This is a genomic window from Salinispira sp., from assembly GCF_059431795.1.
Window position 1 is genome coordinate 56187 of the sequence record NZ_JBXWXS010000016.1, and the last position, 22466, is coordinate 78652.

The 22466-nt window shown below is 51.5% G+C and carries 18 protein-coding genes; 4 read left to right on the forward strand and 14 right to left on the reverse strand.

The window, feature by feature from the left end; all coding sequences use genetic code 11:
- The first annotated feature begins 65 nt into the window (after window positions 1-65).
- Window positions 66-2360 (forward strand): 3-hydroxyacyl-CoA dehydrogenase NAD-binding domain-containing protein, encoded by a 2295-nt coding sequence (locus AC52PS_RS06675; RefSeq protein ID WP_495562274.1) that lies wholly within the window; start codon window positions 66-68, stop codon window positions 2358-2360.
- A 120-nt stretch (window positions 2361-2480) separates the two neighbouring features.
- On the forward strand, window positions 2481-4139 hold the full coding sequence (locus AC52PS_RS06680) for an acyl-CoA dehydrogenase family protein (protein ID WP_495562275.1): 1659 nt from the start codon (window positions 2481-2483) through the stop codon (window positions 4137-4139).
- A 231-nt stretch (window positions 4140-4370) separates the two neighbouring features.
- On the opposite strand, the gene AC52PS_RS06685 is transcribed toward AC52PS_RS06680, so the two are convergent.
- From AC52PS_RS06685 to AC52PS_RS06750, 14 genes are all read right to left on the reverse strand, one after another.
- Window positions 4371-5369 (reverse strand): YhdH/YhfP family quinone oxidoreductase, encoded by a 999-nt coding sequence (locus AC52PS_RS06685; protein WP_495562276.1) that lies wholly within the window; start codon window positions 5367-5369, stop codon window positions 4371-4373.
- Window positions 5370-5469: 100 nt separating this feature from the next.
- Window positions 5470-6219 (reverse strand): ParA family protein, encoded by a 750-nt coding sequence (locus AC52PS_RS06690; protein ID WP_495562277.1) that lies wholly within the window; start codon window positions 6217-6219, stop codon window positions 5470-5472.
- A complete protein-coding gene (locus tag AC52PS_RS06695; RefSeq protein WP_495562278.1) occupies window positions 6216-7295 on the reverse strand; it encodes a Gfo/Idh/MocA family protein in 1080 nt (359 codons plus the stop codon). Before AC52PS_RS06695 ends, AC52PS_RS06690 begins: the two co-directional genes overlap by 4 nt.
- Window positions 7296-7462: 167 nt before the next feature.
- Entirely contained in the window at window positions 7463-8665 is a 1203-nt protein-coding gene (locus AC52PS_RS06700) for a sugar ABC transporter permease (protein WP_495562279.1), read from the reverse strand.
- Window positions 8666-10225, reverse strand: a complete 1560-nt coding sequence (locus tag AC52PS_RS06705) for a xylose ABC transporter ATP-binding protein (protein WP_495562280.1) — start codon at window positions 10223-10225, stop codon at window positions 8666-8668.
- A 122-nt stretch (window positions 10226-10347) separates the two neighbouring features.
- A complete protein-coding gene (locus AC52PS_RS06710) occupies window positions 10348-11364 on the reverse strand; it encodes a sugar ABC transporter substrate-binding protein (RefSeq protein ID WP_495562281.1) in 1017 nt (338 codons plus the stop codon).
- Between the two features lie 212 nt (window positions 11365-11576).
- Window positions 11577-12695, reverse strand: a complete 1119-nt coding sequence (locus AC52PS_RS06715) for a D-xylose ABC transporter substrate-binding protein (protein ID WP_495562282.1) — start codon at window positions 12693-12695, stop codon at window positions 11577-11579.
- A complete protein-coding gene (locus AC52PS_RS06720; RefSeq protein ID WP_495562283.1) occupies window positions 12695-14329 on the reverse strand; it encodes a response regulator transcription factor in 1635 nt (544 codons plus the stop codon). Before AC52PS_RS06720 ends, AC52PS_RS06715 begins: the two co-directional genes overlap by 1 nt.
- Window positions 14322-15860, reverse strand: a complete 1539-nt coding sequence (locus AC52PS_RS06725; RefSeq protein WP_495562284.1) for a sensor histidine kinase — start codon at window positions 15858-15860, stop codon at window positions 14322-14324. The genes AC52PS_RS06720 and AC52PS_RS06725 overlap by 8 nt, the downstream gene beginning before the upstream one ends.
- The gene (locus AC52PS_RS06730; protein ID WP_495562285.1) at window positions 15857-16846 is read right to left on the reverse strand and encodes a substrate-binding domain-containing protein; all 990 of its coding nucleotides are present in this window, start codon (window positions 16844-16846) and stop codon (window positions 15857-15859) included. The genes AC52PS_RS06725 and AC52PS_RS06730 overlap by 4 nt, the downstream gene beginning before the upstream one ends.
- 161 nt (window positions 16847-17007) lie before the next feature.
- Window positions 17008-18246: a GNAT family N-acetyltransferase gene (locus AC52PS_RS06735; RefSeq protein WP_495562286.1), complete on the reverse strand. Its 1239-nt coding sequence runs from the start codon at window positions 18244-18246 to the stop codon at window positions 17008-17010.
- On the reverse strand, window positions 18246-18875 hold the full coding sequence (locus AC52PS_RS06740; RefSeq protein WP_495562287.1) for an NUDIX hydrolase: 630 nt from the start codon (window positions 18873-18875) through the stop codon (window positions 18246-18248). Before AC52PS_RS06740 ends, AC52PS_RS06735 begins: the two co-directional genes overlap by 1 nt.
- Before the next feature lie 93 nt (window positions 18876-18968).
- Entirely contained in the window at window positions 18969-19460 is a 492-nt protein-coding gene (locus tag AC52PS_RS06745; RefSeq protein WP_495562288.1) for a SixA phosphatase family protein, read from the reverse strand.
- Window positions 19461-19647: 187 nt separating this feature from the next.
- Entirely contained in the window at window positions 19648-19998 is a 351-nt protein-coding gene (locus tag AC52PS_RS06750; RefSeq protein WP_495562289.1) for an FHA domain-containing protein, read from the reverse strand.
- 432 nt (window positions 19999-20430) lie between these two features.
- Between AC52PS_RS06750 and leuA the strand changes: the two genes are divergently transcribed.
- Together leuA and AC52PS_RS06760 are read left to right on the forward strand one after the other, a co-directional pair.
- Window positions 20431-22167, forward strand: coding sequence for a 2-isopropylmalate synthase (leuA, locus tag AC52PS_RS06755; RefSeq protein WP_495562290.1), 1737 nt, complete (start codon window positions 20431-20433; stop codon window positions 22165-22167).
- Between the two features lie 5 nt (window positions 22168-22172).
- Window positions 22173-22457: an acylphosphatase gene (locus AC52PS_RS06760; protein WP_495562291.1), complete on the forward strand. Its 285-nt coding sequence runs from the start codon at window positions 22173-22175 to the stop codon at window positions 22455-22457.
- Window positions 22458-22466 lie beyond the last annotated feature (9 nt).

Below are 22466 nucleotides of genomic sequence, written 5' to 3' on the forward strand. Positions count from 1 at the left end.
AAATGCGATTTCAATTCAACATACACTGCTCGGCCAAAACAATTTGAAAGAAAGAGGTTAGAACCATGAATGGCTATTTCAGATATTCAGAAATAGACGGCGTCGCCCGCCTCACCCTCGACTTAGAGGGGAAACCGGTGAATTTGCTCAGCTCGGACGTGATGGCAGCTTTGGATGAAAAATTCCGGGAGCTGGAGAGCCGGACCGATCTGCATCTGCTCATTATTGACAGCAATAAAAAGGGTATTTTTATTGCCGGTGCTGATATAAAAGAAATTCAAGGCATCACCCGGGAAGAAGAAGCATACGAGAAGGCAAAGGGAGGACAGGACGTTCTCAACCGCCTGGAAATGATGCCATTTCCCAGCCTCGCCTATATTAACGGCGCTTGCATGGGTGGCGGAACCGAACTGGCCCTTGCCTGTACCTTCCGTCTTACCAGCGATGAGGGGAAAACCAAAATTGCCCTTCCGGAAGTAAATCTGGGAATTATGCCCGGTTTCGGTGGAACCCAGCGGCTTCCCCGTCTGGTGGATATTGCCCAGGCTCTCCCCATGATCCTCACCGGGAAACCCCAGGATGGAAAAAAGGCGGAAAAAATCGGTCTTTCCGACCGGGTGATTCCCCACGGCTACAGCGGCTTGTTTATACATGAATTCGGAAAAAACATCCGGGAGATTGTGGAGAAACAGCGTTCATCCTTCCCTTCCGGAGGCACAACTAATCCCGCAGACGGATCAAACTATCTGAAAACTCTAAACAGCCGGAGAAAGTGGCAGAATGAAATCCGCAAGCAGGCTTACGGATTAATCCGGCCTGTGAAAAGAGGAAAGATTCAGAACCCTAGGTACGGCTGGTTCCTGAACAAAACCGCGCTGGGACGGAGCATTGCGCTGAACAACGCAAAGAAATCGGTAATAGCCAAGACTCAAGGAAATTATCCTGCGCCCCTTGAAGCGATCTCTACCATACGCAGCACGCTGGGAGGAAACTTCGCCAAAGGGCTGATCCTCGAAGCAAAGAATTTCGGCAAGCTTGCAGCATCTGAGATCAGTAAAAATCTTATCCAGATCTACTTCCTCACGGAGGAAAACAAGAAGCTTCCGGATCCTGAACATGTACCCGGTGCGGGAGCAAAACCAGGAAGTGCGGAACTGCCCGAAACCATCCGGAATACCGGAGTCCTGGGTGCCGGAGTTATGGGGGGAGGCATAGCCTGGCTGTTCAGCAAAGCCGAATACGATGTGGCTCTGAAAGATATTTCCTGGGATGCGGTGCAAAAAGGCTTTGATGCTGCGAAAAAAATCTACGGCCAGCTGAAAAAGCGCCGGAAACTCAGCAGCAGGGAAGTTAACCTGGGGATGCACCGGATCAGCGGAACCCTGGATTACCAAAGCTTTGTGCGCTCAGACATTGTTGTTGAAGCGGTGGTGGAGAAGATGTCCATTAAGCAGGCGGTTCTCTCGGAGCTTGAAGAAAACGTTCCGGAGAACTCTATTATTGCCAGCAACACCTCCAGTCTGTCCATTAATGAAATGGCAAAGGCGTTGAAAAAACCTGAACGTTTTGCGGGTATGCATTTTTTCAATCCGGTGAACCGGATGCCCCTGGTTGAAGTGATTAGCGGTGAGCAGACAGATCCCCGGGCGGCAATTGAAGTTGCACGGTTCGCCCTGAAACTGAAAAAAACCCCGGTATTTGTGAAGGACGGTCCGGGATTCCTGGTGAACCGCATTCTCATGCCCTACCTCAACGAGGCGGCGTACTTGCTGTCCCAAGGCGCCGATGTTGAGCAGACCGACCGGCAATGGAAGAAGTGGGGGATGCCCATGGGGCCGTACACACTCATAGATGAAATCGGCATAGATGTTGCAAGGAAGGTGGCGAAAATTCTTGAGGACGCGTATCCACACAGAATGAAGGCTGCACCCATTCTGGAAGGGCTGAAGGATCATCCCCAGCTCCTGGGTAAAAAGAATAAACAGGGATTCTACCTATATAAAAACGGAAAGAAGACCCTCAATCCCGAGATGCAGAGCATCATCAAAAAGCATCAGACCGGCGGTAGAATCAGCAGCGAGGATCGCATCTTCCGGCCCCTGGTAATGATGGTAAACGAAGCCGTCCGCTGTCTGGATGAGGGTGTGGTAGGAACTCCCGGTATGCTGGATCTTGCGATGATTATGGGAACCGGTTTTCCTCCTTTCAGAGGTGGAGTGCTTCGTACCGCTCAACAGATCGGTCTGAGCAGCATGTCAGACAAGGCGCTCCAGTATAGCAGCCAGATAGACGGCCGCTTTACCGCTCCGGAGGGACTTAGCACCAGGGCCAAAGCTAACGGGGCATTTTTCAAAATGTAACAATCAGCCGGAATAGCCGGCATCTGCCCGAATCCGGCTCCGGTACATTTGCTGAGCCGGTATTCGGGTTACAGAAACGAAAATAATGAAGAAATGAGTAAATATTGAGGAGTAAAGAGCATGGCAGCACAGTACGGTTTTTTTGAGAAGCTTTACAGCGGAGAATATGACGCATCAATGCTGGTTCGAAACTATGATGAATCCATAGACGAAGCCAAAGTGAAGAAGTTTATGGAGTCCTACGATGGGCTCATCAAGGATTTTCCAGCCAGGGAGATCGAAGCCCAGGGAGTGGTACCCGACAAGCTCATGAAGGGGTTAAAGGAGATCGGGATATTCGGACTCCTTATCGATAAAAAATACGGGGGACTGGGCTTCACCCTCAGCGAGTATCTCCGGGTGGTTGAAGAGATGGCCCGTCACGATATGGCCTTGGTGCTGGTGCCCCTAGCCCACCTGTCAATCGGGTTGAAAGGTATTCTTCTGTATGGCAACGAGGAACAGAAGAAGAAGTATCTCACCCCGGCAGCTTCCGGTGAAATGGTATTTGGATACGCCCTGACCGAACCCAAGCAGGGAAGCGATGCCCAGAATGTGGATACCAAGGCCATTCTCTCGGAAGATGGAAGCCATTATGTGCTCAACGGTACCAAGACCTATATTACCAACGCCAACTACGCAGGAGCCTATACGGTGTTTGCCCAGCTGGATCCGGAAAACCGGCCGGGCTATATGGGAGCATTCATCGTTGAACGGAAATGGGATGGAGTGAGCACCGGTCCGGATATGCCCAAAATGGGCCTGAAGGTGAGTTCCACCGCAGCACTGAAGTTCAAGGATGTGAAAATCCCAAAAGAAAACCTTCTTGCAGCAGAAGGGGACGGATTCAAAATTGCCATGAATGTGCTCAACTACGGGCGCCTGGGCCTAGGCGCAGCATCCGCAGGGCTGATGAATCAGAGCGTTCTGGACATGATGAAACGGGCAACCAGCAGAAAGCAATTCTCTATGCCCATTTCTGAATTTGAGCTGATTCAGGAAAAGATCGTTCGCTCCGACGCCCACGCCATGGCCGCAAGGAGCATGACATATTTTACGGCAAAAATGCTGGAAGACGATCACCTCATGAATGTAGCCATGGAGAGTTCCCATACCAAGCTTTACGGGACCAACCAATGTTGGGATACCCTCTATGATGCTTTGCAGGCGGCAGGGGGATCGGGTTATATTTCAACCCAGCCTTATGAAAAGCGGATGCGGGATTTCAGGGTAACCACCATATTTGAAGGTACTACGGAAATTCATTCCATCTATCCCCCACTTACGGTGTTCCGAAGCTGGGGAAAATTGCTGAAATCCGGTGATATACCCAAAATGTCTATTTTTACCGATCTGCCGAAGACCCGTTTGGGATCTCCGGTGTACAGCGATCCGCTGCTGAACCAGGGATTCAAACTGGCTCGACAGCTGGAGAAACGGTTCAGGAAACTGGTATCCCTGGGGTTGAGAAAGTACGGTAAGAAAATAGCTGGGAAAGAGTACTTTTTGCGCAGCATGACACATCTGAATGTGGCGGCTTTTGCCCTCCTCTCATCCGCATCGGTACTGGAATCCAACAAATCCAACGGTCGAAACCTGACTGCTGCAGACCGTAAAAGATTTGAGTATCTGATGACTGAAGCACGCCAGCTTCTGGAGGAGACCCCGAAGCAGGGAATCAACAGCCTGGAAGAGGCGGGCACCGCGCTGTGGCGGGAACTGAAAAAAGAAAACTTATAAAAGACATGAACGCCGGTACACACCGCCAGCCGGATCAGCGCCGGGTATCCCGGGGCCGGTTCAGGGTCCGGCTGGGTTAAAAATCTCAATCTCAGGGCCCTGGTTCGTGTTTTAGGGCCGGGTTGGAGTTCAAGGGCGGCGGCCGGTAACGGGGCGTCAGTCCGGTACCGGGGCGGTAGCCGGTAACGGGGCGCGAGCCGGTAACGGGGCGCGAGCCGGTGGTTTTGGGATTTACACCCCGGGTTTCACAACTATCCGGCCGCTCACAGCGCCCTCCAATATTTGCTCGACCGCAGTGGAGATCTGCTCCAGACTAATGGATCGGGTGTCCTCTTTCAGCCAATCAACAGACCAATCCCCTGCCAGTTTCTTCCATATGGTCGCTTTGCGTTGCCGGCTGGAGTCTGCGCTGGCAATCCCGATTAGGGCCACATCCCGGAGAATAAATGGAAAAATATTGGTTTCCAGATCCGTACCGCCGACCATGCCGCAGGCTGCAACGGTGCCGGAAAATTTGAGACTCCGGAGAATTCTATGAAGCATGGCTGAGCCAACCGTATCCACGGCTCCCGCATACTCGGGACGCATGAGAGGGCGCTCTTTCTTTACCAGGAACTCATCCCGGGGAATTACCTCCGAAGCACCTCTGGCTTTCAGCCAATCATGTTTCTGAGTCTTACCGCTGACTCCATGCACCTGGAAGCCCAGCTTGGCCAGAATACTTACGGCAATACTTCCCACTCCTCCTGTTGCACCGCTGACTAGCACCGGACCGTCCCCGGGTTCCAAGCCCCGGTCAAGAAGGGCCTGGACGCAAAGACCGGCGGTTACTCCTGCGGTACCATAGGTCATGGCCTGAAATGTATCCATGGATTCGGGCAGGGGAATCAGCCAGTCCTCGGGTACCCGGGCGTAGGCGGAATGCCCTCCGGGAGTGCCCATTCCGAAATCAAACCCGGTTATAACTATCTTTTCCCCCGTATCCATACGGATTCCCGCCGCATCAATACCCGGGATATGAGGATAGCGGGGACTCACTCCCTTATTCCCTCTTGCTGAAAGAGCGTCCTTATAGTTTATACAGCTGTGCTGAACCTGAATATCCACACCTTCGGAGGGTAGGTCGTTCTTTTCCCAGCTTCCCGCTGCGGACTTCACCGTTCCGTCAGCCTGTTCACGGGCAATAAAGGCCGGAAACGTCTCGGGGATTGTTTGTTCAGAATTTTTCATGCAGCCTCCTTTTGACTGGTGGTTTTCAATCTCAAGATATTGTGGATGTGGGATGCCGGTCCAATTCGCCGGAATCAGGTGATCCGATGCAGCGGGGGAATCAGATTCCCGCCTTCCGGCCGAACTCCGCCCACAATTCCAGATACCGCTTGGATGCCTTGGATGCCCTGTTGAACGACAGAAGCGGGGCCTGCCTGAATCCCATCTGCTCCACAATGCTGGCATTGGGGATGAAACTGGATAAGAATCGGGGATCCTGTGCATAGATTTCCAATATCTCCCGGTGCATTTTCTTGCGAAGGTCAACCAGGTTAAAAAACGGGATAATCTGGCTTTGCTCAAGTTCCATAGACGCATACTGCTCATCGAGAATTTCCAGGGTTCTGATTGAAAGGGTGCTGGGAATGGTGGGCACCATCAGAATATCCGAAGCACAGAAAATACTTTCTGACAGAACGCTCATTCCCGGGGGACCATCCAGAAATATCAGGTCAAAATCTTGCTTCAAATCTTTTAAAACCTTTTTCAATGCTTTTTTCGAGTTTTTCATCTCGTTCACAAACAGATCCAGCTTCCGTACCGAAGTATCTGATGGGATGAGAGCCAGGTTTTCAAACGCCGTATCTTTCACGACTTTGTAAATATCGGTCTTTTTATTGATGAGTTTTTTAACCCCGCCCTTCACTTTTGCTTTCTGCTGACAGTAGAACGTTGAACTTGCCTGGGTATCCAGATCCCAGAGCAGGGTTGTATACCCTTCCCGGGCGGCCAGGTAGGCCAGGTTCACCGCAGAGGTTGTTTTTCCCACCCCGCCCTTAGTGCTGTACACTCCCACAGTTCTGCATTTCATACTTCACCATCTCCGGGATACACCAGATCCCATTCCTTTCTTATAGAATCCATAATTCCCAACACATTGAGACTCTGTGCGGAGTGATACACGTATTCCCCGGACTTCCCGGCGTTCATCTGCTCCAGCAGATGGCGGGAGACCGCTTCAATTTCAAATTGATACCCATGCCCGGGAAAATCCTGGGAAAAATGTACTCCGTCATAGGGGCTGTTTTCGTTGGGATTCTCAATCCTTGTCATCTGTACCGTATCCGCAATTTGAATGGAGTCCAGATCGGCATCCGATTCGGGATACAGAATCATGTCCCGGGGATGAAAAAAATCCGGAAGATACACGCTTCCATGACTGAAAATCATTCGGGCCACATGGGGGTGATCGAAGCGGAAACCGGATGTAAGAGAGGCAGTCCCCCCGGCAGGAAACCCCAGAGATATTTGTTCATGAATATCCACCCCGGTTGATCCGGGAATCATCATGCTTTTCACCTCCCCGGGAGTTTCACCAAAGAGGTGCATGGTAAACGCCAGAGGATATATGCCGATATCAAGAAGGCTGCCGCCTCCCAGGTCTGGGTTAAGCCAGCGTTGTTCCGGAATATTGGGAAGTTTGGAGCAGAACGTTGCCTCTATGTGAAGCAGCTCACCGAGAACCGATGAGCCGACCACCTCTTTCAGCATCTGTACCAAGGGGAAATAGGCGGTCCAAAAGGCTTCCCCCAGGAACAGACCTTTTTCTTCCGCTTCGCCCATGAGCGTTTTCAACTGAGATGCATTCAGACAGGCGGGCTTTTCGATAAATACATGCTTCCCGGCCTCAATCACATTCCGGGCCTGATTGAAATGAAAGGGATGGGGGGTGGCAATATATACCGCGTCCACATGGGAATCATCGAGCAAAGCCTCATAGCTTGTATGATAGCGTTCCGCTCCATGGGTCTCGCTGAATCTGCGGGCCCGTTTCCCATCCCTGCTGGCTACAGCTGCCAATACCCCTGACTTGCTGTGCTGAAGATCCGAGGCGAACGAAGCGGCTATCCCTCCGCATCCCAAAATTCCCCACCGTAATTTGTCCATTGCTTCCCCCGCTATATAGCTGCACTGCTGGCTGACTGTCACTCTTTAGTATACATCAAATCAGGCGGTGCAAAAACATCCGTGCTGGAAAAAAGAGGCCGCCTGCGTATGCAGACGGCCTCCAGGGGGTAGTGATTGCAGGCAATTGGGGGATACCTGCAAATATGTTATTTCTTGGTCCTCATGGACACATCATACCAAACGGCGAGGAGGAGAACCAATCCACGAACAACCATCTGCCATTCTGTGGGTACGTTCATTATTTGCATACCGTTTGTTATGCTCGACATTAGAAGTGCACCGATAATTGCACCGAATACCGTACCTTCACCCCCAAGGGTTGAAGTACCGCCGATAATGGTGGCGGCGATGGTATCCAGCTCAAAGAGGTTACCGGCGCTTGCGGTGGCTGATTTCAGCCGTGCGGTGAATATCAGTCCCGATACTGCTGAGAGAAAACCCATGCTCACAAAAATCATGAGGGTCTTCTTGCGGATATTAATACCCGATAATCTTGCTGCTTCCTTGTTCCCGCCCATGGCATACACATGCCGGCCGAATACCGTGTTTTTAGTCAGAAAGGTGTACCCAAGAACCAGGATCAGTAAAATCAGAATTGAATAGGGAAGACCTCTGTAAGTCATCACCGGGAGTGCGAACAGGGTGATCAGGAGACTTCCGCCGACCAGTTTGAGAATTTCAACCCGCTGGGGAAGTACGCTGAACCCGTACTCTATCCTTTGACGGCGGCTGCGGATGGTGGAAATCACAAATGCAAGGATGGCTACCACCACCAGAATTGCCGTTAGATCGTGAAATCCGTTTCGTTCACCCACATTCATCACCAGCCTGGGCAGATACCCTCCGCCTATGGCGGCAAATGTTTCATCGATAGGTGCAATGGTTTCACCGCGGGTTACCGCCAAAAGCAGCCCACGGAATATGGTCATACCGGCCAGGGTGACAATGAATGCCGGAATACCCTGATACGCTATCCAGTATCCCTGCCAGAGCCCGATGACAATTCCAAGCCCCAGGGCCACAACGATCACAATCAATGCGTTCCATTCATAGTGCACGTTCAAAATTGCAGCCACACCGCCGATGAAACCTGCAATCGAGCCCACAGAAAGGTCGATATGACCGGCTACAATTACCAGCACCATTCCCACCGCCAGTGTGGCAATAAAGCTTGACTGGAGAAGCAGGTTGGTAAGGTTCCGTCCCTGAATGAACACGCCGCCGGTGGCTATGGTAAGAATACCCCAAATGGCCACCAGAACAAAAAACATGGCGTACTGGCGAAAGTTGTTTTTTAGCTGAAATCTGAGTACTTGACCCAGCGTCTGCTCGTTAGTTTGAGCCGTCATTTATCTACCTCCTGTTGCAAGGTGCATCAGCCGTTCCTGATCAGCTTCCTGAGAGGAAAGTTCTCCTGTGAACTCTCCTTCATGCATGACAAGAATACGGTCGCTCATACCAAGGATCTCCGGCAGTTCGGAGGAAATCATGACAATTCCCACTCCCTGATCAACGAGCTCATTCATAATATTGTAAATCTCAAATTTAGCTCCCACGTCAATGCCCCTGGTGGGTTCATCCAGGATCAGCACGGTGGGTTGGGTCATCAACCATTTTCCCAGAATTATCTTCTGCTGATTTCCTCCGGAGAGGTTTTTTACCAGCTGTTCAAGTCCGGGTGTTTTCACATTCAGCTGTTTCACGTACTTGGTGGTCAGCAGAATTTCCTCCAGCTTATTAATGACATTTCCTTTGGAAAGACGGTAATGGCTGGCAAGAGTTGAGTTTTCAATGATGTTCATGCCCATCACAAGTCCACGGGACTTCCGGTCTTCGGTGACATAGCCCAAACCGTTTTTAATTGCACTCTCAGGATTATGAATATGCACCGGTAATCCGTTAATGCGCAATTCGCCGGTAATATTTGTGCCGAATGCACCAAAGAGGCTCGTTGCCAGCTCGGTCCTGCCTGCACCCATAAGACCCGCAATCCCTAATATCTCGCCCTTATTCACTTCGAACGATACATTCTCAATGATATTCTTTTCCGGGATATCGGGATGGGGGACGGTCCAGTTTTTCACGCTCATGATGGTTTCACCTGCGCTGTGTTCAACTCTGGGGAAGCGCTGGGTCAGGGTTCGCCCCACCATCATGGAGATAATATCGTTCTCGGTAACACGTTCTTGTTCGGTGTCCCGGGTTTCAATGGTTTTACCGTCCCGAAGCACCGTAATTCTGTCTGCAATATCCAGAACTTCTTCAAGTTTATGGGAGATATAAATACAGGTGACCCCTTTTTCCTTCAAAGTTCTGATAATATTCAAAAGGTTGGCGGATTCAGTCTCATTGAGCGCAGCTGTGGGCTCATCGAGAACAAGAATCCTGGTATTTTTCGATAATGCCTTGGCAATTTCGATCAGTTGCTGAGCGCCGATTCCAAGGTTCATAATTCTAGTTTCCGGGGGAATATTCAGAGTAACCTCTTTTAGAAGGTCACGGGACTTTGCATAGGTCTCATGCCAGTCAATTGCTCCCCGGGCATTCCGAATCTCGTTTCCAAGGAAAATATTCTCCGCCACGTTCATAAACTTGACCAGGGCCAGCTCCTGATAGATCACCGCAATACCGGCTGCTTCACTTTCCCGAATGCCGTCAAAAGATTGGGGCTGATTGTCTATCAGAATCTCCCCCTGATAGGTCCCTGCAGGATGAACCCCGCTGAGCACCTTCATGAGCGTGGATTTCCCTGCACCGTTTTCTCCTACCAGCGCATGAATCTCACCTTCTTTGACCTGAAGATTCACATCATCCAGGGCCCGCACTCCTGGGAACTCCTTGACAATGTTCTTCATTTCTAAAATATATTCGCCCATAATTTTTCCAGGTTTCCATTCTGTATGCCGCATATGGGAAGATAGTTTATCCCATACTTTGTTTTTGCAATTACCAATACGGAACCGGGTCTGCAGACCCGGTTCCTCCACTTCCCGGGGAATAGATCCCCCGGGAAAGAGGTAATCAATCCAAATTACTGAATCTCGTCTTCGCTGAGATATCCGCTGTCGATCAGCAGTTCCTGAAGATTATCTTCAGTTACAACGTAGGGTACCAGCAGGATTGAAGGTACATCGATAACTCCGTTGTCCACCGCACCGTTTGTTTCGGGAGTATTACCCTTGGCAAATTCAATGGCAGCATCAATGGCAGCTTTACCAAGATCACGGGTGTCTTTGAACACAGTCATGTCCTGAGTACCTGCAAGAATCCGTTTTGCGGCAGCAGCCTCAGAGTCCTGACCGGTTACAACAACATCCCCTGCGAGACCCTGTGCTTCAAGAGCTACGATTGCACCGCCGGCAGTACCGTCATTGGGGGCAAGAATACCCACAACGTCATTGTTAGCAGCGGTAAGAGCATTTTCAACAATGCTCAAAGCATTGGTGGGAAGCCAGTTATCAACGCCCTGTTCAGCCACTACATTGTAGGTGCCGTCATCAATCTTGGGCTGGATGAACTCCATCGCTCCCTGTTTGAACAGTTTGGCATTGTTGTCGGTGGGAGCGCCGCTCATTACGATGATATTTCCCGGAGGAGTATTATTTACGAAATACTCACCCTGAAGACGACCAACACCCACATTGTCGAAGGAGATGTAGAGATCCACATCTGCTGAATTGGTAATCAGACGGTCGTAGGAAATTACGGGTACACCTTCATCTTCAGCTCCAGATACCAGAGCCGCAGATGCGGAAGCATCGTGGGGTGCGAGGATCAACACATCGATTCCCCGGGTCAACAGGGTTTCAACCTGAGATGCCTGCTGTGCCTGGTCTGCATCGGCCACCTGCACCAGAAGCTCAACTCCGAGTTCTTCGGCATAGTTTTCCATTGTGATTTTATCACTTACCCAACGAGCTTCCCGCTGTGTGGGGAGTGAAAGTCCAATCACCAGTTCATCGGATTCGGCAGAACCTTCTGCGAATGCGGTGAAAACTGATCCAAAAACGAACATAAGCGTCAGAGCTATAATAAGACTCTTCTTCATAAAGACGCCCTCCTTAAAAATGTCGTACCGGGCGTACCGCCCGAATTGATATCAGACTACAGCGGGTTCATAATTCCGTCATGAAGAAATATTTGTGAATCATCTGCAATTTTTTTTGCACAATGCGTTCCAATGGGATCAGACAAGGAATATTTTAACCTGAAATTGTGCTATCAACAAGCTGACAGAACTGCGCGCCGCATGGAGGGGAATTACCGGCGCTGACGGTACACCTCTTCCCGGCTGTGGAACCCGTCGGCGATCACCGTTTCATCCAGATTTTCTTTTTCCACCGCAATGGGCTGTACGATAATGGACGGAGTGAGGGCGTAGCCGTTGTCCACCATTCTGCTGCTGTGAAGCGTTTCTCCCACAGCAAGGTTGAAGGCGGTTTCCGCCGCCTGCCTGGCCAGTCTGTCGATGGGCTTGTAAATGGTCCGGTGCTGGATCCCCTCCACCAGACGTTGACAGGCAATAAGATCCGCATCCTGCCCCACTACAACCACATCTCCCGCCTGCCGGTACCGGGCGAGAATCTGGATGGCACTATCGGCGAACAGATCATTTGCAGCAATTATGCCGTCCAGCTCGTAATTACTGATGTAGTCTTCCAATTCATCTTCAATGAGGGTGGTATACCAGTCATCGGGAGTGATCTCTCCCACAATTCGGATCATCCCCCGGTTGCTGTATGGTCGGAGCACTTCACTGATTCCCCTGCGAAGAAGTCGGGAGTTATTATCTTTCGAACCACCGTTGATAATTAGTATTTTACTGTCGAATCCGGCGTGTTTAATAAGGCCCTCTGCCATCAATCTACCCACTTCTACGTTATCGAAACTCACATAAGCGGAGACAGGAGAATTCAGAATAAGCCGGTCGTAGGAGATCACCGGCACCCCCATGTTGGCCGCCCGTTTGAGCACACCCTGCAAGGCCTGGGCATCGTTGGGGACCACCACGAGAGCGTCCACACCGTCATCCAGCAGTTCATTAATATCTTCAACCTGCTTCCGTGCATCGGCAACGGCAAACCGGTACTTCACCTCCGCCCCCAGGCTTCTGGCATGGGTAATAAACTCCTCTTTATCCCGCTCCCAGCGTTCCACCACCACCGAATCCAGGGAAAAGCCGATCTTAATAAGCCGTCCATGGCTGTTTGGGGAATCACTCCCCTCGCTGCATGAGCCCAAGAGGAATATAGAGCTCATCAACAGCAAGGCTGACAGAACTATAATGGAGGAAGGGTGCCGAGGATTAGCCGCCGGGGAGGAAACCGTTCCCGGGATGAGCGGCGGGCGGGCCGGAGCGTCATATGTTTTCAGATCCATCACTGTGATTCTCCTTGAAGAGACTGAATGAAAGCCGTAGGGGTTATTCCGTGAACTTTTTTGAATATCCGGGAAAAATAATTGGGATCACTGTAGCCGCAGAGCCGTGCAACCTCGGAAATGTTCTGTTTACCCTGCTGCATAAGCCGAATCCCTTCCTGCACTCTCATTTGGGTGAGATAATCCACGAAGGAAATTCCCATATGAGCGCTGAAACTCCTGCTGAGGTGCTGGGGACTCACATTACAGTACTGGGCCGCTTCCTCGAGACTGAACTGACGATGAAAATTCTCATCGATATACAACAGCACTTGGCGGATTAAAGGATTGCTGTCCATTTTCCGGGAATATACCCGGGCCAGTCGTTGAAATTCCTCCACTACCCCCTTGTCCAAACCCGACATGTCCCGGGGTACCAAGGCCGGACCTGAACTCAGCCATGAATCGGTCACCTCAGCCTCCTCCCGGGAATACAGCAAAGCAAGAATTCTTTGTACAAACAGATAGGCGGTTGCCAAATCCCCGCTCCTGCCCCCGGGATCCTCCGCACTGGAACGGAAACACGGATCGGAGAACAGGAGATCCCTTGCTTCATATATCCCGCCGCGGATTAAAAGCCGCTCCAGGGCAACCGCCAATTCGCTTCCGGAACAGCCCTGGGTCTGCAGCTGCCGGGATCGGGCTTCGGATTCATCCACATCTGTCCGGGATCCAAGATTAAATCCGCTGGAACTGGCTGTATCGGCGATTACGGCGGGAATGTCTGAAAGCAAAGCGGCGGGGTACACATTGCACAGAATTCCACTGCCGGCGTCTTGGGGTTCTGGTCTGCCGGAAGAAGCCAGAGGAGCGGAAGAAGCCAGAGGAACGGGAGCAGGGGGTGGAACGGGAGAAGAAAGACGGTTTCCCGCTTTTGTCAGCGCATTTTTGACTGATGCAACACTGTGTTCCCCCCTAATGAGGGTCCAGAGTTGGCGTTGGTGAATGAGGCTGCCGCTGACAAGGGGAAGCTGGTAGCCCAGCTGAACAATCAGATCATGGGCGTTCCGGGAAGAATGCTCCTGAAATATAAGCAGGACTGGGACAAACTTGGTATCGGGGGAGATACCCAGCCGCTCCATGAACTCTTCTATCATGGGGTGAGAAAGAATGCCTTGAGTCAGTTGATTCACAAACGACCATTCCATCAGTTTACGGCTTTCCAGCAGATCTTCCCTGGCCTGAAGCAGGGAGCGATGGCGGGATTTTCGCCCATCCACCTCAGGGCGGGCTTCGTCCAGGGCGGCTATAAGTTTTTGCGGTGTTACCGGTTTCAGTAGATAGGAGTATATGCCCAAACCGAAGGCTTCCCTGGCAATATCAAAACGCTCATATGCGGTAATAAGAATTGATACTGCCTGAACCCCTGCAGAATTCAGCTGACGGATCACCTCCAGGCCGTTAATTCCCGGCATATTAATATCCATGAGAATGATATCCGGCTGAATAACCGGAATCTGCTCAAGGGCCTTGCTGCCGTTCAACGCGCTTCCCGCAAGACGGTAGGGATTACCGTTGTCCTCAAGAACCCGTTTCACCCCTTCCAGCACTGGTTGCTCGTCATCCACAACATATACTGTCACCTCTTCAGACATCATCCATCTCCTTTATTGGGAGTCTGAACAGAATCTTCGTCCCCGAATCCGCTGCTCCATCCAGGACAATCTCTCCCCGCTGACCGAAAAAAAGCCGGATACGCTGAAGCACATTCACCAGGCCGATCCCCGGTGAGTCTGACATCATCATATCCAGGGGGTCATCTGTATCAACCGCTGCCAGTACCTCCGATACCCGTGCTTCAGTGATTCCCTTTCCATTGTCCCGTACCGAGAGCATCAGACGCTCCTGGCCGTTGAACGATTCTCTCCGGCCGCAGATCCGCACCTCTCCCCCGGCGGTCATCTCACTGAGACCATGTCCCACGGAATTTTCCACCAGAGGCTGGAGAATGAGGGGGGGAATTAACAGGTCCTTGCAATCTTCATCTACCTGGATAACAAAGCGGATCCGCTCCCCGAAACGGATTTTCAGAACATATATATAACTTTCCAGGGAACTCAATTCTTCCCGAAGACTGACCGGAGCATCTGCTTTTCGGAGATTGTACCGGTATACTTCAGCCAGATGACCCAGATAGTCTGCAGTACGTTCAGCCCCCTCCACAACTGATAATTGTACACCGGTATTTATGGTGTTGAACAGAAAATGAGGCTGGATCTGATTCTGGAGGGCAATCAATTCCGCACTCTTCAGCACATGCTTCATGTGCAGGTTTTGAATATTCTGCTCCATAAGATCCTGCTTGATTTTTGCCGTCTCTTTTAGCTGCTCAATATAGTTGCTGATCCGCTCCTTCATGGTATTGAAGGTGCTGGTAAGCTGGGTCACCTCCCTGCTGGCGCCCCGGGAATCTATTAATGCTACGGTAAAATCCCCTTTTCCGAATTCCCGTGCAGCCTCGCTGAGACGAACTATGGGAGTGCTCAAGCGGAAGGAAAAGAATGAAATGAGTACAAGACTGAAGGCTGCGGTGGCGGTAAGAATGATCAGGGCCCAGAATTGGATTTCCGTGTACCACTGGGAGAAGGAAAGGTATTGCTCAAGATTTTTCTGAAAATCCAGCCAGTTGATATTGAGCACCAATAGGTTAATATAATCGATAATGGTCTGACTTTCCTCATAATAAAGGCTGTACTGCCGGGTAAGACGACCACGCCGGGCCTGCACCGCAGCCCGAACCTTACTCTGATACTCTTCAAACAGATTCCGTAACAGGTGCAGGTTCAAAATATCCTGACTGGTTCCCGGCTCGGCGGGGAGTTGTGCAATGAGCTGGGCGAGCTGGGCGTCCAGTTCGATAAAGTCTCTGAGAGCCTGGTTATCCCGAAGATTCAGATACTGGCGGGTCTTTACGTCCAGGTTTGTAACCACATCGTTCACCTGTTCCAGATACAGGTTCTGATCAAACATTGCCTGGGCGGATCCCAGTAACTGGCTGGAATACAGAAACACCAGAATTGCAGCAAGAGCCATGGGGATAATGGTAAGCAAATACACCAAACTGATACGGGAGCGGATGGATGAAAATTGCCTGGTGATTCCGATGATAATTCGGCTTCGTTTCACATCCCCTCCAGGCGCACCTTAATTTCCATTTCCTGACGGGGGGGGGCACCGTTCAATAATTCAGACATGACAGAGAGGGTTTTTAAGGCCGCTTCACCGGGGGAGATATTCATGAGCCCCTGGATAATCCCTGCAGCGATGTAATCCTCCAACTCTTCACCGGAACCGCTGCCAATAACATAGGCTGAACCCACAATATTTTGTTCGATAATGGCCTGGGATAGATTAAGGGTAATATCCGGACTGTCGGTAATAATTAGATTATAGCCCGGTGAGTCGTTTAAGATTTCCTCTATGGCCTGCCGGGCGAAAATATCGTCGGGAGACAATTCAATTACCGACAGCGGCAGCCGACCTTCGCCGGCGAACAGTGCGGTTTTTAATCCGGTTTGAAACTCGTCGAAATTGCTGATAAGCGCCCGGTTGCTTGAAAGCAGTACCACCCCCTGGAGGTCTATGGGCAGATTCAGGACCCTCTGCCCCAGATCCGCCCCCAGGGCAAAACTGTCCACTCCCACCACGCTGTCCGCCGCCGAATCACTGAGATTCCCGTTCATGGACACCACTTTGACCCCCCTGGCCCGGGCGGTGCTGAGAGACTCCTGAAGGGAGGAAGATACCGGGGCTGCAATGATCACCCCGTCAACCGCTGCGATCTGAGCTATTTCGCTGTGGCGAAACATGGATTCCCGGGATGTCATAAATGGAAAGGGTTCAAGAAACTGCATGCCTATTTCATCTCCCGGCGGGCCGTCAAGAAAACTGCTCAACTCATTTCGTATGCGCCGGTAGAGGCTGTCCTCAGAATCGGGAAATAGTACAACCACATGAAATTTTCGCTGCTGGTAGTTGAGCCAATCGCTTTCACCTGTATGCAGAGCGGATTCAAGGGCAAGACGGGTGAGCATCCATACAGAGACAGCCAACACGGCAATAACCGGAATGGCGAGGAAAATAAGACGGCGGTTCTGACTGATCGGATTCATTCGACGTTCCCTTCAATGATTGAGCCCCATATTGTAGCACAGAGAATTCCCCCCCGCATATGAGAAATCGCTTTCGGTTTTGATGATACGCCTGGATTGTCCCATTGGGATATTCCTTTCCGGCCGTCCATATTGCATCCCGGGACGACCTGGGGCAATAATCAGGATTTTTCTTTCAGCGGAAGCTGGGTATTGATATGATCAATCATTTCGGCGGAATGCCGGTTGAATTGATGGATGTTTCCCTGAAAAATTTGATCCATGAGGGGATCAAAGTAAAGGTGCATGCTGTACTGTTCCACGGCCCAAAATCCCCTGCGGGGTTTGTGTTCTCCACCCATTCCCGGGTCAAAGCTCTCAAGCCCCTCCCGGATGGCATAGTCGATGGGTTCGTAATAGCACAGATTAAAATGCATATCCTTTACAAAACGCCGGGTTCCCCAGTATCTGCCGAACAATCTTCGGGAATCCTTCAGCAGCATTGACCTGGCAACCACCTCATCCCCGTGGTGAGCACTGACCAGTACAATATCTTCAGCACAGCTCCGGAATACCTCCCGGAAAAATTCCCTGTTGAGAAACTTGGCAGCCCAGGGGCCGAACTGGTCGTTGGTGCGCTCATAGAGATCGAACATGTCGTCGGCGACAAATGGATCGTTTGCATCCGGATTGCCCACCTTCAGCTCGAGGCCGCTTTCTCTAAAGCGTTTCCGCTCTTTGCGGATGTTCTTTCGCTGATTCTTGTTGAATTGGGCAAGATAATCATCAAAATGAAGCAGTCCCTCTCCCCGCCACTCAAAGCCCTGGTGTATCCAGCGATGAAACCCCAGAGTCTCCAAATCCCCGGCGAACCGGGGTTCGGTGAACAGGAACGACAAACTCATAATCCCCAGGCGGGGCAGTTCCTCCCTGAGATATTCAAGGGCGGCGGCAAGGATATTCCGGTACTCCCCCTCCCCAGTTCTGTCAGCGCCGCCCGCAGCGGAGTACAATGGGCGGTATGCCGTTGCGGGAGTGGCGGGAATTACCCCCACCGCTTTAGGATAATAGGCCTTTCCCAGCTGTCGGGCCACATCCGCCCAGGCAAAATCAAAGACAAACTCACCCCAGCTGTGGCTTTTAATATATAACGGAAGAGCAAAACGGAGTCCGCTATAGCGGCCCGCCGTTTGTCCTCCTTCCCCGCCGCCCTCCGCTGTAGATTCCACCGGCTCAAGTCCAAGAAGATGGATGGGCTGCCAGCCTGTTTCAGGGGACATTGATCCCGACGCTTCGTACGCCCGCATCCAGTGATACCCCAAAAACGGCGGAGATTCGGGGCTGAGACATGCGTTCCACTCCTCCGGATTCACCTGATCCAGTGAACTGCACAGTACGAATCGAAGTCCCCGATCCCTCATCACCGTGCTCTCTTCAACTCGTCCAGCATTTGCAGGCTTTTCTCCTTCATCCGTATCATGCTCTCCTCCCGGGTGTAGTTTTCAAGCAGATCCAGATCCACCCAGGCCAGATCATGGGATTCATCGCTGACTATCACTTCCCGTCGGGAATCGGCGGTGAAGAGAAACCGGACATCATAATGGCTGTGGGCGGGTTCGTTTCTTCCGGGGGGAATCGGATGTATATCAATATCGAACAGCTCCGCTGTGGCAAGGTGGAGATCTCCGGCGGGAATTCCTGATTCCTCCACGGCTTCCCTTCGGGCTATTGCAAGAATGTCACCTTCGCCCTCCCCGTGTCCCCCCAGCTGAAGCCACATATCTAATCTTCGATGATGGGTAAGCAATACCAGCTCTTCCCGGGGATCAATGATCCAGGCAGATCCGGTGAAATGCCCGGGGGTGTAAAAACTTCTGGAGAATGCCCTCTGCCCCTCATCTATGAGCCGGAGCATTCTGCGGGCTGTGGTTTCTTCACTCTCATACATCCGGAGGTAGCGATGCAGTCCGTGAGTCAGCCCGGAAAGGGTCATCCCCGCTGCAGCGTCTGTATCCTGCGGTTGATTTCGGTAAATGGCAGATTCGGACATGAAAGTTCTCCTTTGAATTGTTCTCCTGGTTGGGGTTCCAACGGTTCGGGTTCCAACGGTTCGGATTTCGGCGGTTCGGATTCCGACCCCCGGCTATTCCCTGAAGGGCGTCAGGACCTTCCTGAACATACCATCATCCCAGTTCAGTTCGCTCCAGTCTCCGGAGGATGGTTCCAGAGTTATATGAACCGCTGCAAATGTGGGCAAGTCACCCAGATCCCGGCCGCAAATCCGGGAGGCGGCGAGACTCACCCCGGGATTATGACCGCAAAGGTATACACAATCGCCCTTCCCGTGGTTTCTCAGGGCAAGCAGGATGGTTTCCTCATCCGCCAGGTACAGTTCATCCAGAAGCAGCGGAGGGGCGACGTCCGCCCAATACGCGCCCATGGCAGCTGCCGTTTCCCTTGTCCGTTCGGCGGAACTGGCAAGAATGCTATCAGGTTTGGGCAGCCGTTCAGGATACAGATCCTTCATTAGCTGGATATCTTTCCTTCCGGTGGAATTCAGCGGACGTTCAAAATCTTCAAGGTCCTGAAATTTCCAGCTTGATTTTGCATGCCTGACAATCACCAATTCGACCATTCCCGTTCCCCCTCTGTTCCCTATCCGACCTGTATGCTGAGGCAGCTCCCAGGCCACCTCACTGTTCGGAATCCAGAAGACACTTGTTATGTTAATTCTATTCTTTGTTAAATAGTAAGGTATTCAGTTGGCTGCGGCTATGCAAGAGAAAGAGGAATGAATGTATTTTCCGAAGAAATTCCGGCTACTAACCTGGGAGCAGATGAAGTTCGGTTCGTCCAATGGTAATGGTATCCGCAGGATGAAGACGCACATAGGTACCGTTTTCTATGGGCTCCCCGTTCACCAGCACCCCGTTAGTGCTGTTCTCATCGGTAATGAAATACGCGTTCTTGATTTTTTGTATCAGGGCGTGATGTCTGGAGGTAAGATTATCGGAAATGATAATATCGCAGTCGGAAGATCTGCCGATGGTGATACGGTCCCGAAGCAGAGTTTTCCGTTTGCCATGATGCAAATACACGGTCTCACTCCGCTTGATCTTTCCGAGACGTTCCCCCAAACTGCTGCTTCCTGCAATCGTATCGCTGTTTCTCATTCTTCCCCCTCCCGGGCTAATTGTATCCGCGAATACTCTACCGGGCAAGTGAAAGCTCCGGGCAGCCGGTCTATCCAATTCTCGGAGAGATTCCCGGATTGCGGCAGTGGAAAATCTAAATACGGGATAAATTCCTGAAAAATTCTGTATAAATTCCCGTTTTTCCGGAATAAATATTGACACAGCGCCGGCATAGTATCATTATTAGGTACAATGAACGGATTAACAGGCACAGCAGACATTTCTATCCTACTCCTACTAGGTTTGAACCCATCCTGCTGCAGTGCGTGTGTCTGTATACAGACCCGGTAACCACCGGTTCTGGAGATGACAACGGAAATCACACCCGCTGCATATACGCAGCGGGTTTTTTATTGTCCGGTATTCCGGGCACCCTGATTTCCAGTAACTTACAAAACGATGGAGGATCGTATGTCAAAGTATAAAACTTACCCCCAGGTGAATTTACCGGACCGACAGTGGCCGAATCAGCAGATAACCCGCCATCCCCTGTGGTGTACTGTGGATTTGAGGGATGGAAATCAGGCTCTGGCCCAACCGATGAACATTCAGGAGAAAGAGCGGATGTTCAACCTTCTGGTTGAAATGGGATTCAAGCAGATCGAGATAGGATTCCCCAGTGCCAGCCAGATTGAATACGATTTTCTGAGAACATTGATAGACAACGGCATGGTCCCCGATGATGTGGCGGTGCAGGTTCTCACACAAAGCAGAAAGCATTTGATCGAGAGAACAGTCCAGAGCCTGAAAGGGGTGAAACGGGCGGTTCTCCATTTATACAATTCAACATCCGAACAGCAGCGCCGGATTACCTTCAGAAAAAACAAAGAGGAAATCAAACAAATTGCCCTGGAGGGGACGCAAAATGTGATCGACCTCCTGGATGAATTGGAAGACACCGAGCTGATCTTTCAATACAGCCCTGAAAGTTTTACCGGTACAGAACTGGAGTATGCGGTTGAGGTGTGTGATGCGGTGATCGATCTTTGGAACCCTTCAAAACGGGGAAAGATGATTATTAATCTTCCGGCAACCGTGGAGCTGAGCACGCCTAATATTTTCGCCGACCAAATCGAATGGATGATCAGGAATCTGAAACGCCGGGATGAGGTAATTATCTCCCTTCACACCCATAATGACCGAGGCACCGGAGTTGCGGCAACCGAACTGGGACTGATGGCCGGTGCCGACCGAGTGGAAGGCACTCTTTTCGGTAACGGGGAGCGCACCGGAAACGTAGATATCATTACCCTTGCATTAAACATGTACAGCCAGGGTATAGATCCGGGATTGGATCTCCATAACATCCCCCGCGTCCGGCGGATCTATGAAGAGACCACCAGAATGCATGTGCATGAGCGTCATCCCTATGGAGGAGATCTGGTGTTCACCGCATTCAGCGGAAGTCACCAGGATGCCATCAGCAAAGGTATGTCCCTGGTGGACAAGGATCCCCAAAGCCGCTGGGATGTCCCCTATCTGCCCATCGATCCCCAGGATATCGGACGGAGCTACGAAGCGATTATCAGAATTAACAGTCAGAGCGGTAAAGGCGGGGTTGCCTATGTTCTGGAAAACGAGTACGGATTAAAAATCCCCCGGAGTCTGCAGCCGGAAATCGGCACCCATATTAATTCCATTTCCGACCAGCTTGTCCGGGAATTATCCAGTTCGGAGATTAAGCATGCCTTTGACCAGGAATATGTGAACCGCCGGGATAAGCTGGCCCTGGCCGAATACTCCCTCTCCAGAGGGCATCACAGTGGTGATGTAAATTTCCACGGCGGTGTGGAACTGGAAGGCCGGGAGTATCCCGTGGAAGGCACCGGAAACGGACCCATAAGTGCATTCATGAACGGCTTGAATGCGCTGCTCGACCTTCAGATGAGCGTAGCCGAGTATGAGGAGCAGGCCATCGGTGCGGGAAGCGCAACGGAAGCTGCCGCGTATATCCGGGTGGAAGCCAGGGACGGTCACAGTATCTGGGGTGTGGGAAGGGATACGGATACCTCCGCAGCTCAGTTTACCGCCATTCTCAGTGCCATGAACCGCTGGAATACCATGGAGTTCACCGTACACCCCCAGGGGGGTTCTGAACCTGCAGCCGCAGCTGGAACCAACGCATCATCGGCTTCCGGGGGCGTGTAAGTCCTATGGAAGAACTTCATTGCAGAATATCCGGCATGGTTCAGGGGGTTGGATTCCGCTACTCCGCCCTCAGCCGTGCACGTCGCCTGGGTCTCAGTGGTTGGGTGCGGAATCTCCCCGGTGGAGATGTGGAAACCAGGGCCTTCGGAGATGCTGAAGAAATTCAGGCATACCGCAGCTGGCTGGATTCAGGCCCTCCCTCTGCGGTGGTGCGTGAAGTCCGGGTAATCAGCAGAAGGCAGGTTGAGCATCCCCAAGAGATTTCCCGGGACTTTATTATCGCCGGTTGAACGGCTATA

Coding starts and splice junctions, on each gene's coding strand:
- AC52PS_RS06675 (WP_495562274.1), top strand. CDS start 66: ATGAATGGCTATTTCAGATATTCAGAAATAGACGGCGTCGCCCGCCTC.
- AC52PS_RS06680 (WP_495562275.1), top strand. CDS start 2,481: ATGGCAGCACAGTACGGTTTTTTTGAGAAGCTTTACAGCGGAGAATAT.
- AC52PS_RS06685 (WP_495562276.1), bottom strand. CDS start 5,369: ATGAAAAATTCTGAACAAACAATCCCCGAGACGTTTCCGGCCTTTATT.
- AC52PS_RS06690 (WP_495562277.1), bottom strand. CDS start 6,219: ATGAAATGCAGAACTGTGGGAGTGTACAGCACTAAGGGCGGGGTGGGA.
- AC52PS_RS06695 (WP_495562278.1), bottom strand. CDS start 7,295: ATGGACAAATTACGGTGGGGAATTTTGGGATGCGGAGGGATAGCCGCT.
- AC52PS_RS06700 (WP_495562279.1), bottom strand. CDS start 8,665: ATGACGGCTCAAACTAACGAGCAGACGCTGGGTCAAGTACTCAGATTT.
- AC52PS_RS06705 (WP_495562280.1), bottom strand. CDS start 10,225: ATGCGGCATACAGAATGGAAACCTGGAAAAATTATGGGCGAATATATT.
- AC52PS_RS06710 (WP_495562281.1), bottom strand. CDS start 11,364: ATGAAGAAGAGTCTTATTATAGCTCTGACGCTTATGTTCGTTTTTGGA.
- AC52PS_RS06715 (WP_495562282.1), bottom strand. CDS start 12,695: ATGGATCTGAAAACATATGACGCTCCGGCCCGCCCGCCGCTCATCCCG.
- AC52PS_RS06720 (WP_495562283.1), bottom strand. CDS start 14,329: ATGTCTGAAGAGGTGACAGTATATGTTGTGGATGACGAGCAACCAGTG.
- AC52PS_RS06730 (WP_495562285.1), bottom strand. CDS start 16,846: ATGAATCCGATCAGTCAGAACCGCCGTCTTATTTTCCTCGCCATTCCG.
- AC52PS_RS06735 (WP_495562286.1), bottom strand. CDS start 18,246: ATGAGGGATCGGGGACTTCGATTCGTACTGTGCAGTTCACTGGATCAG.
- AC52PS_RS06740 (WP_495562287.1), bottom strand. CDS start 18,875: ATGTCCGAATCTGCCATTTACCGAAATCAACCGCAGGATACAGACGCT.
- AC52PS_RS06745 (WP_495562288.1), bottom strand. CDS start 19,460: ATGGTCGAATTGGTGATTGTCAGGCATGCAAAATCAAGCTGGAAATTT.
- AC52PS_RS06750 (WP_495562289.1), bottom strand. CDS start 19,998: ATGAGAAACAGCGATACGATTGCAGGAAGCAGCAGTTTGGGGGAACGT.
- leuA (WP_495562290.1), top strand. CDS start 20,431: ATGTCAAAGTATAAAACTTACCCCCAGGTGAATTTACCGGACCGACAG.
- AC52PS_RS06760 (WP_495562291.1), top strand. CDS start 22,173: ATGGAAGAACTTCATTGCAGAATATCCGGCATGGTTCAGGGGGTTGGA.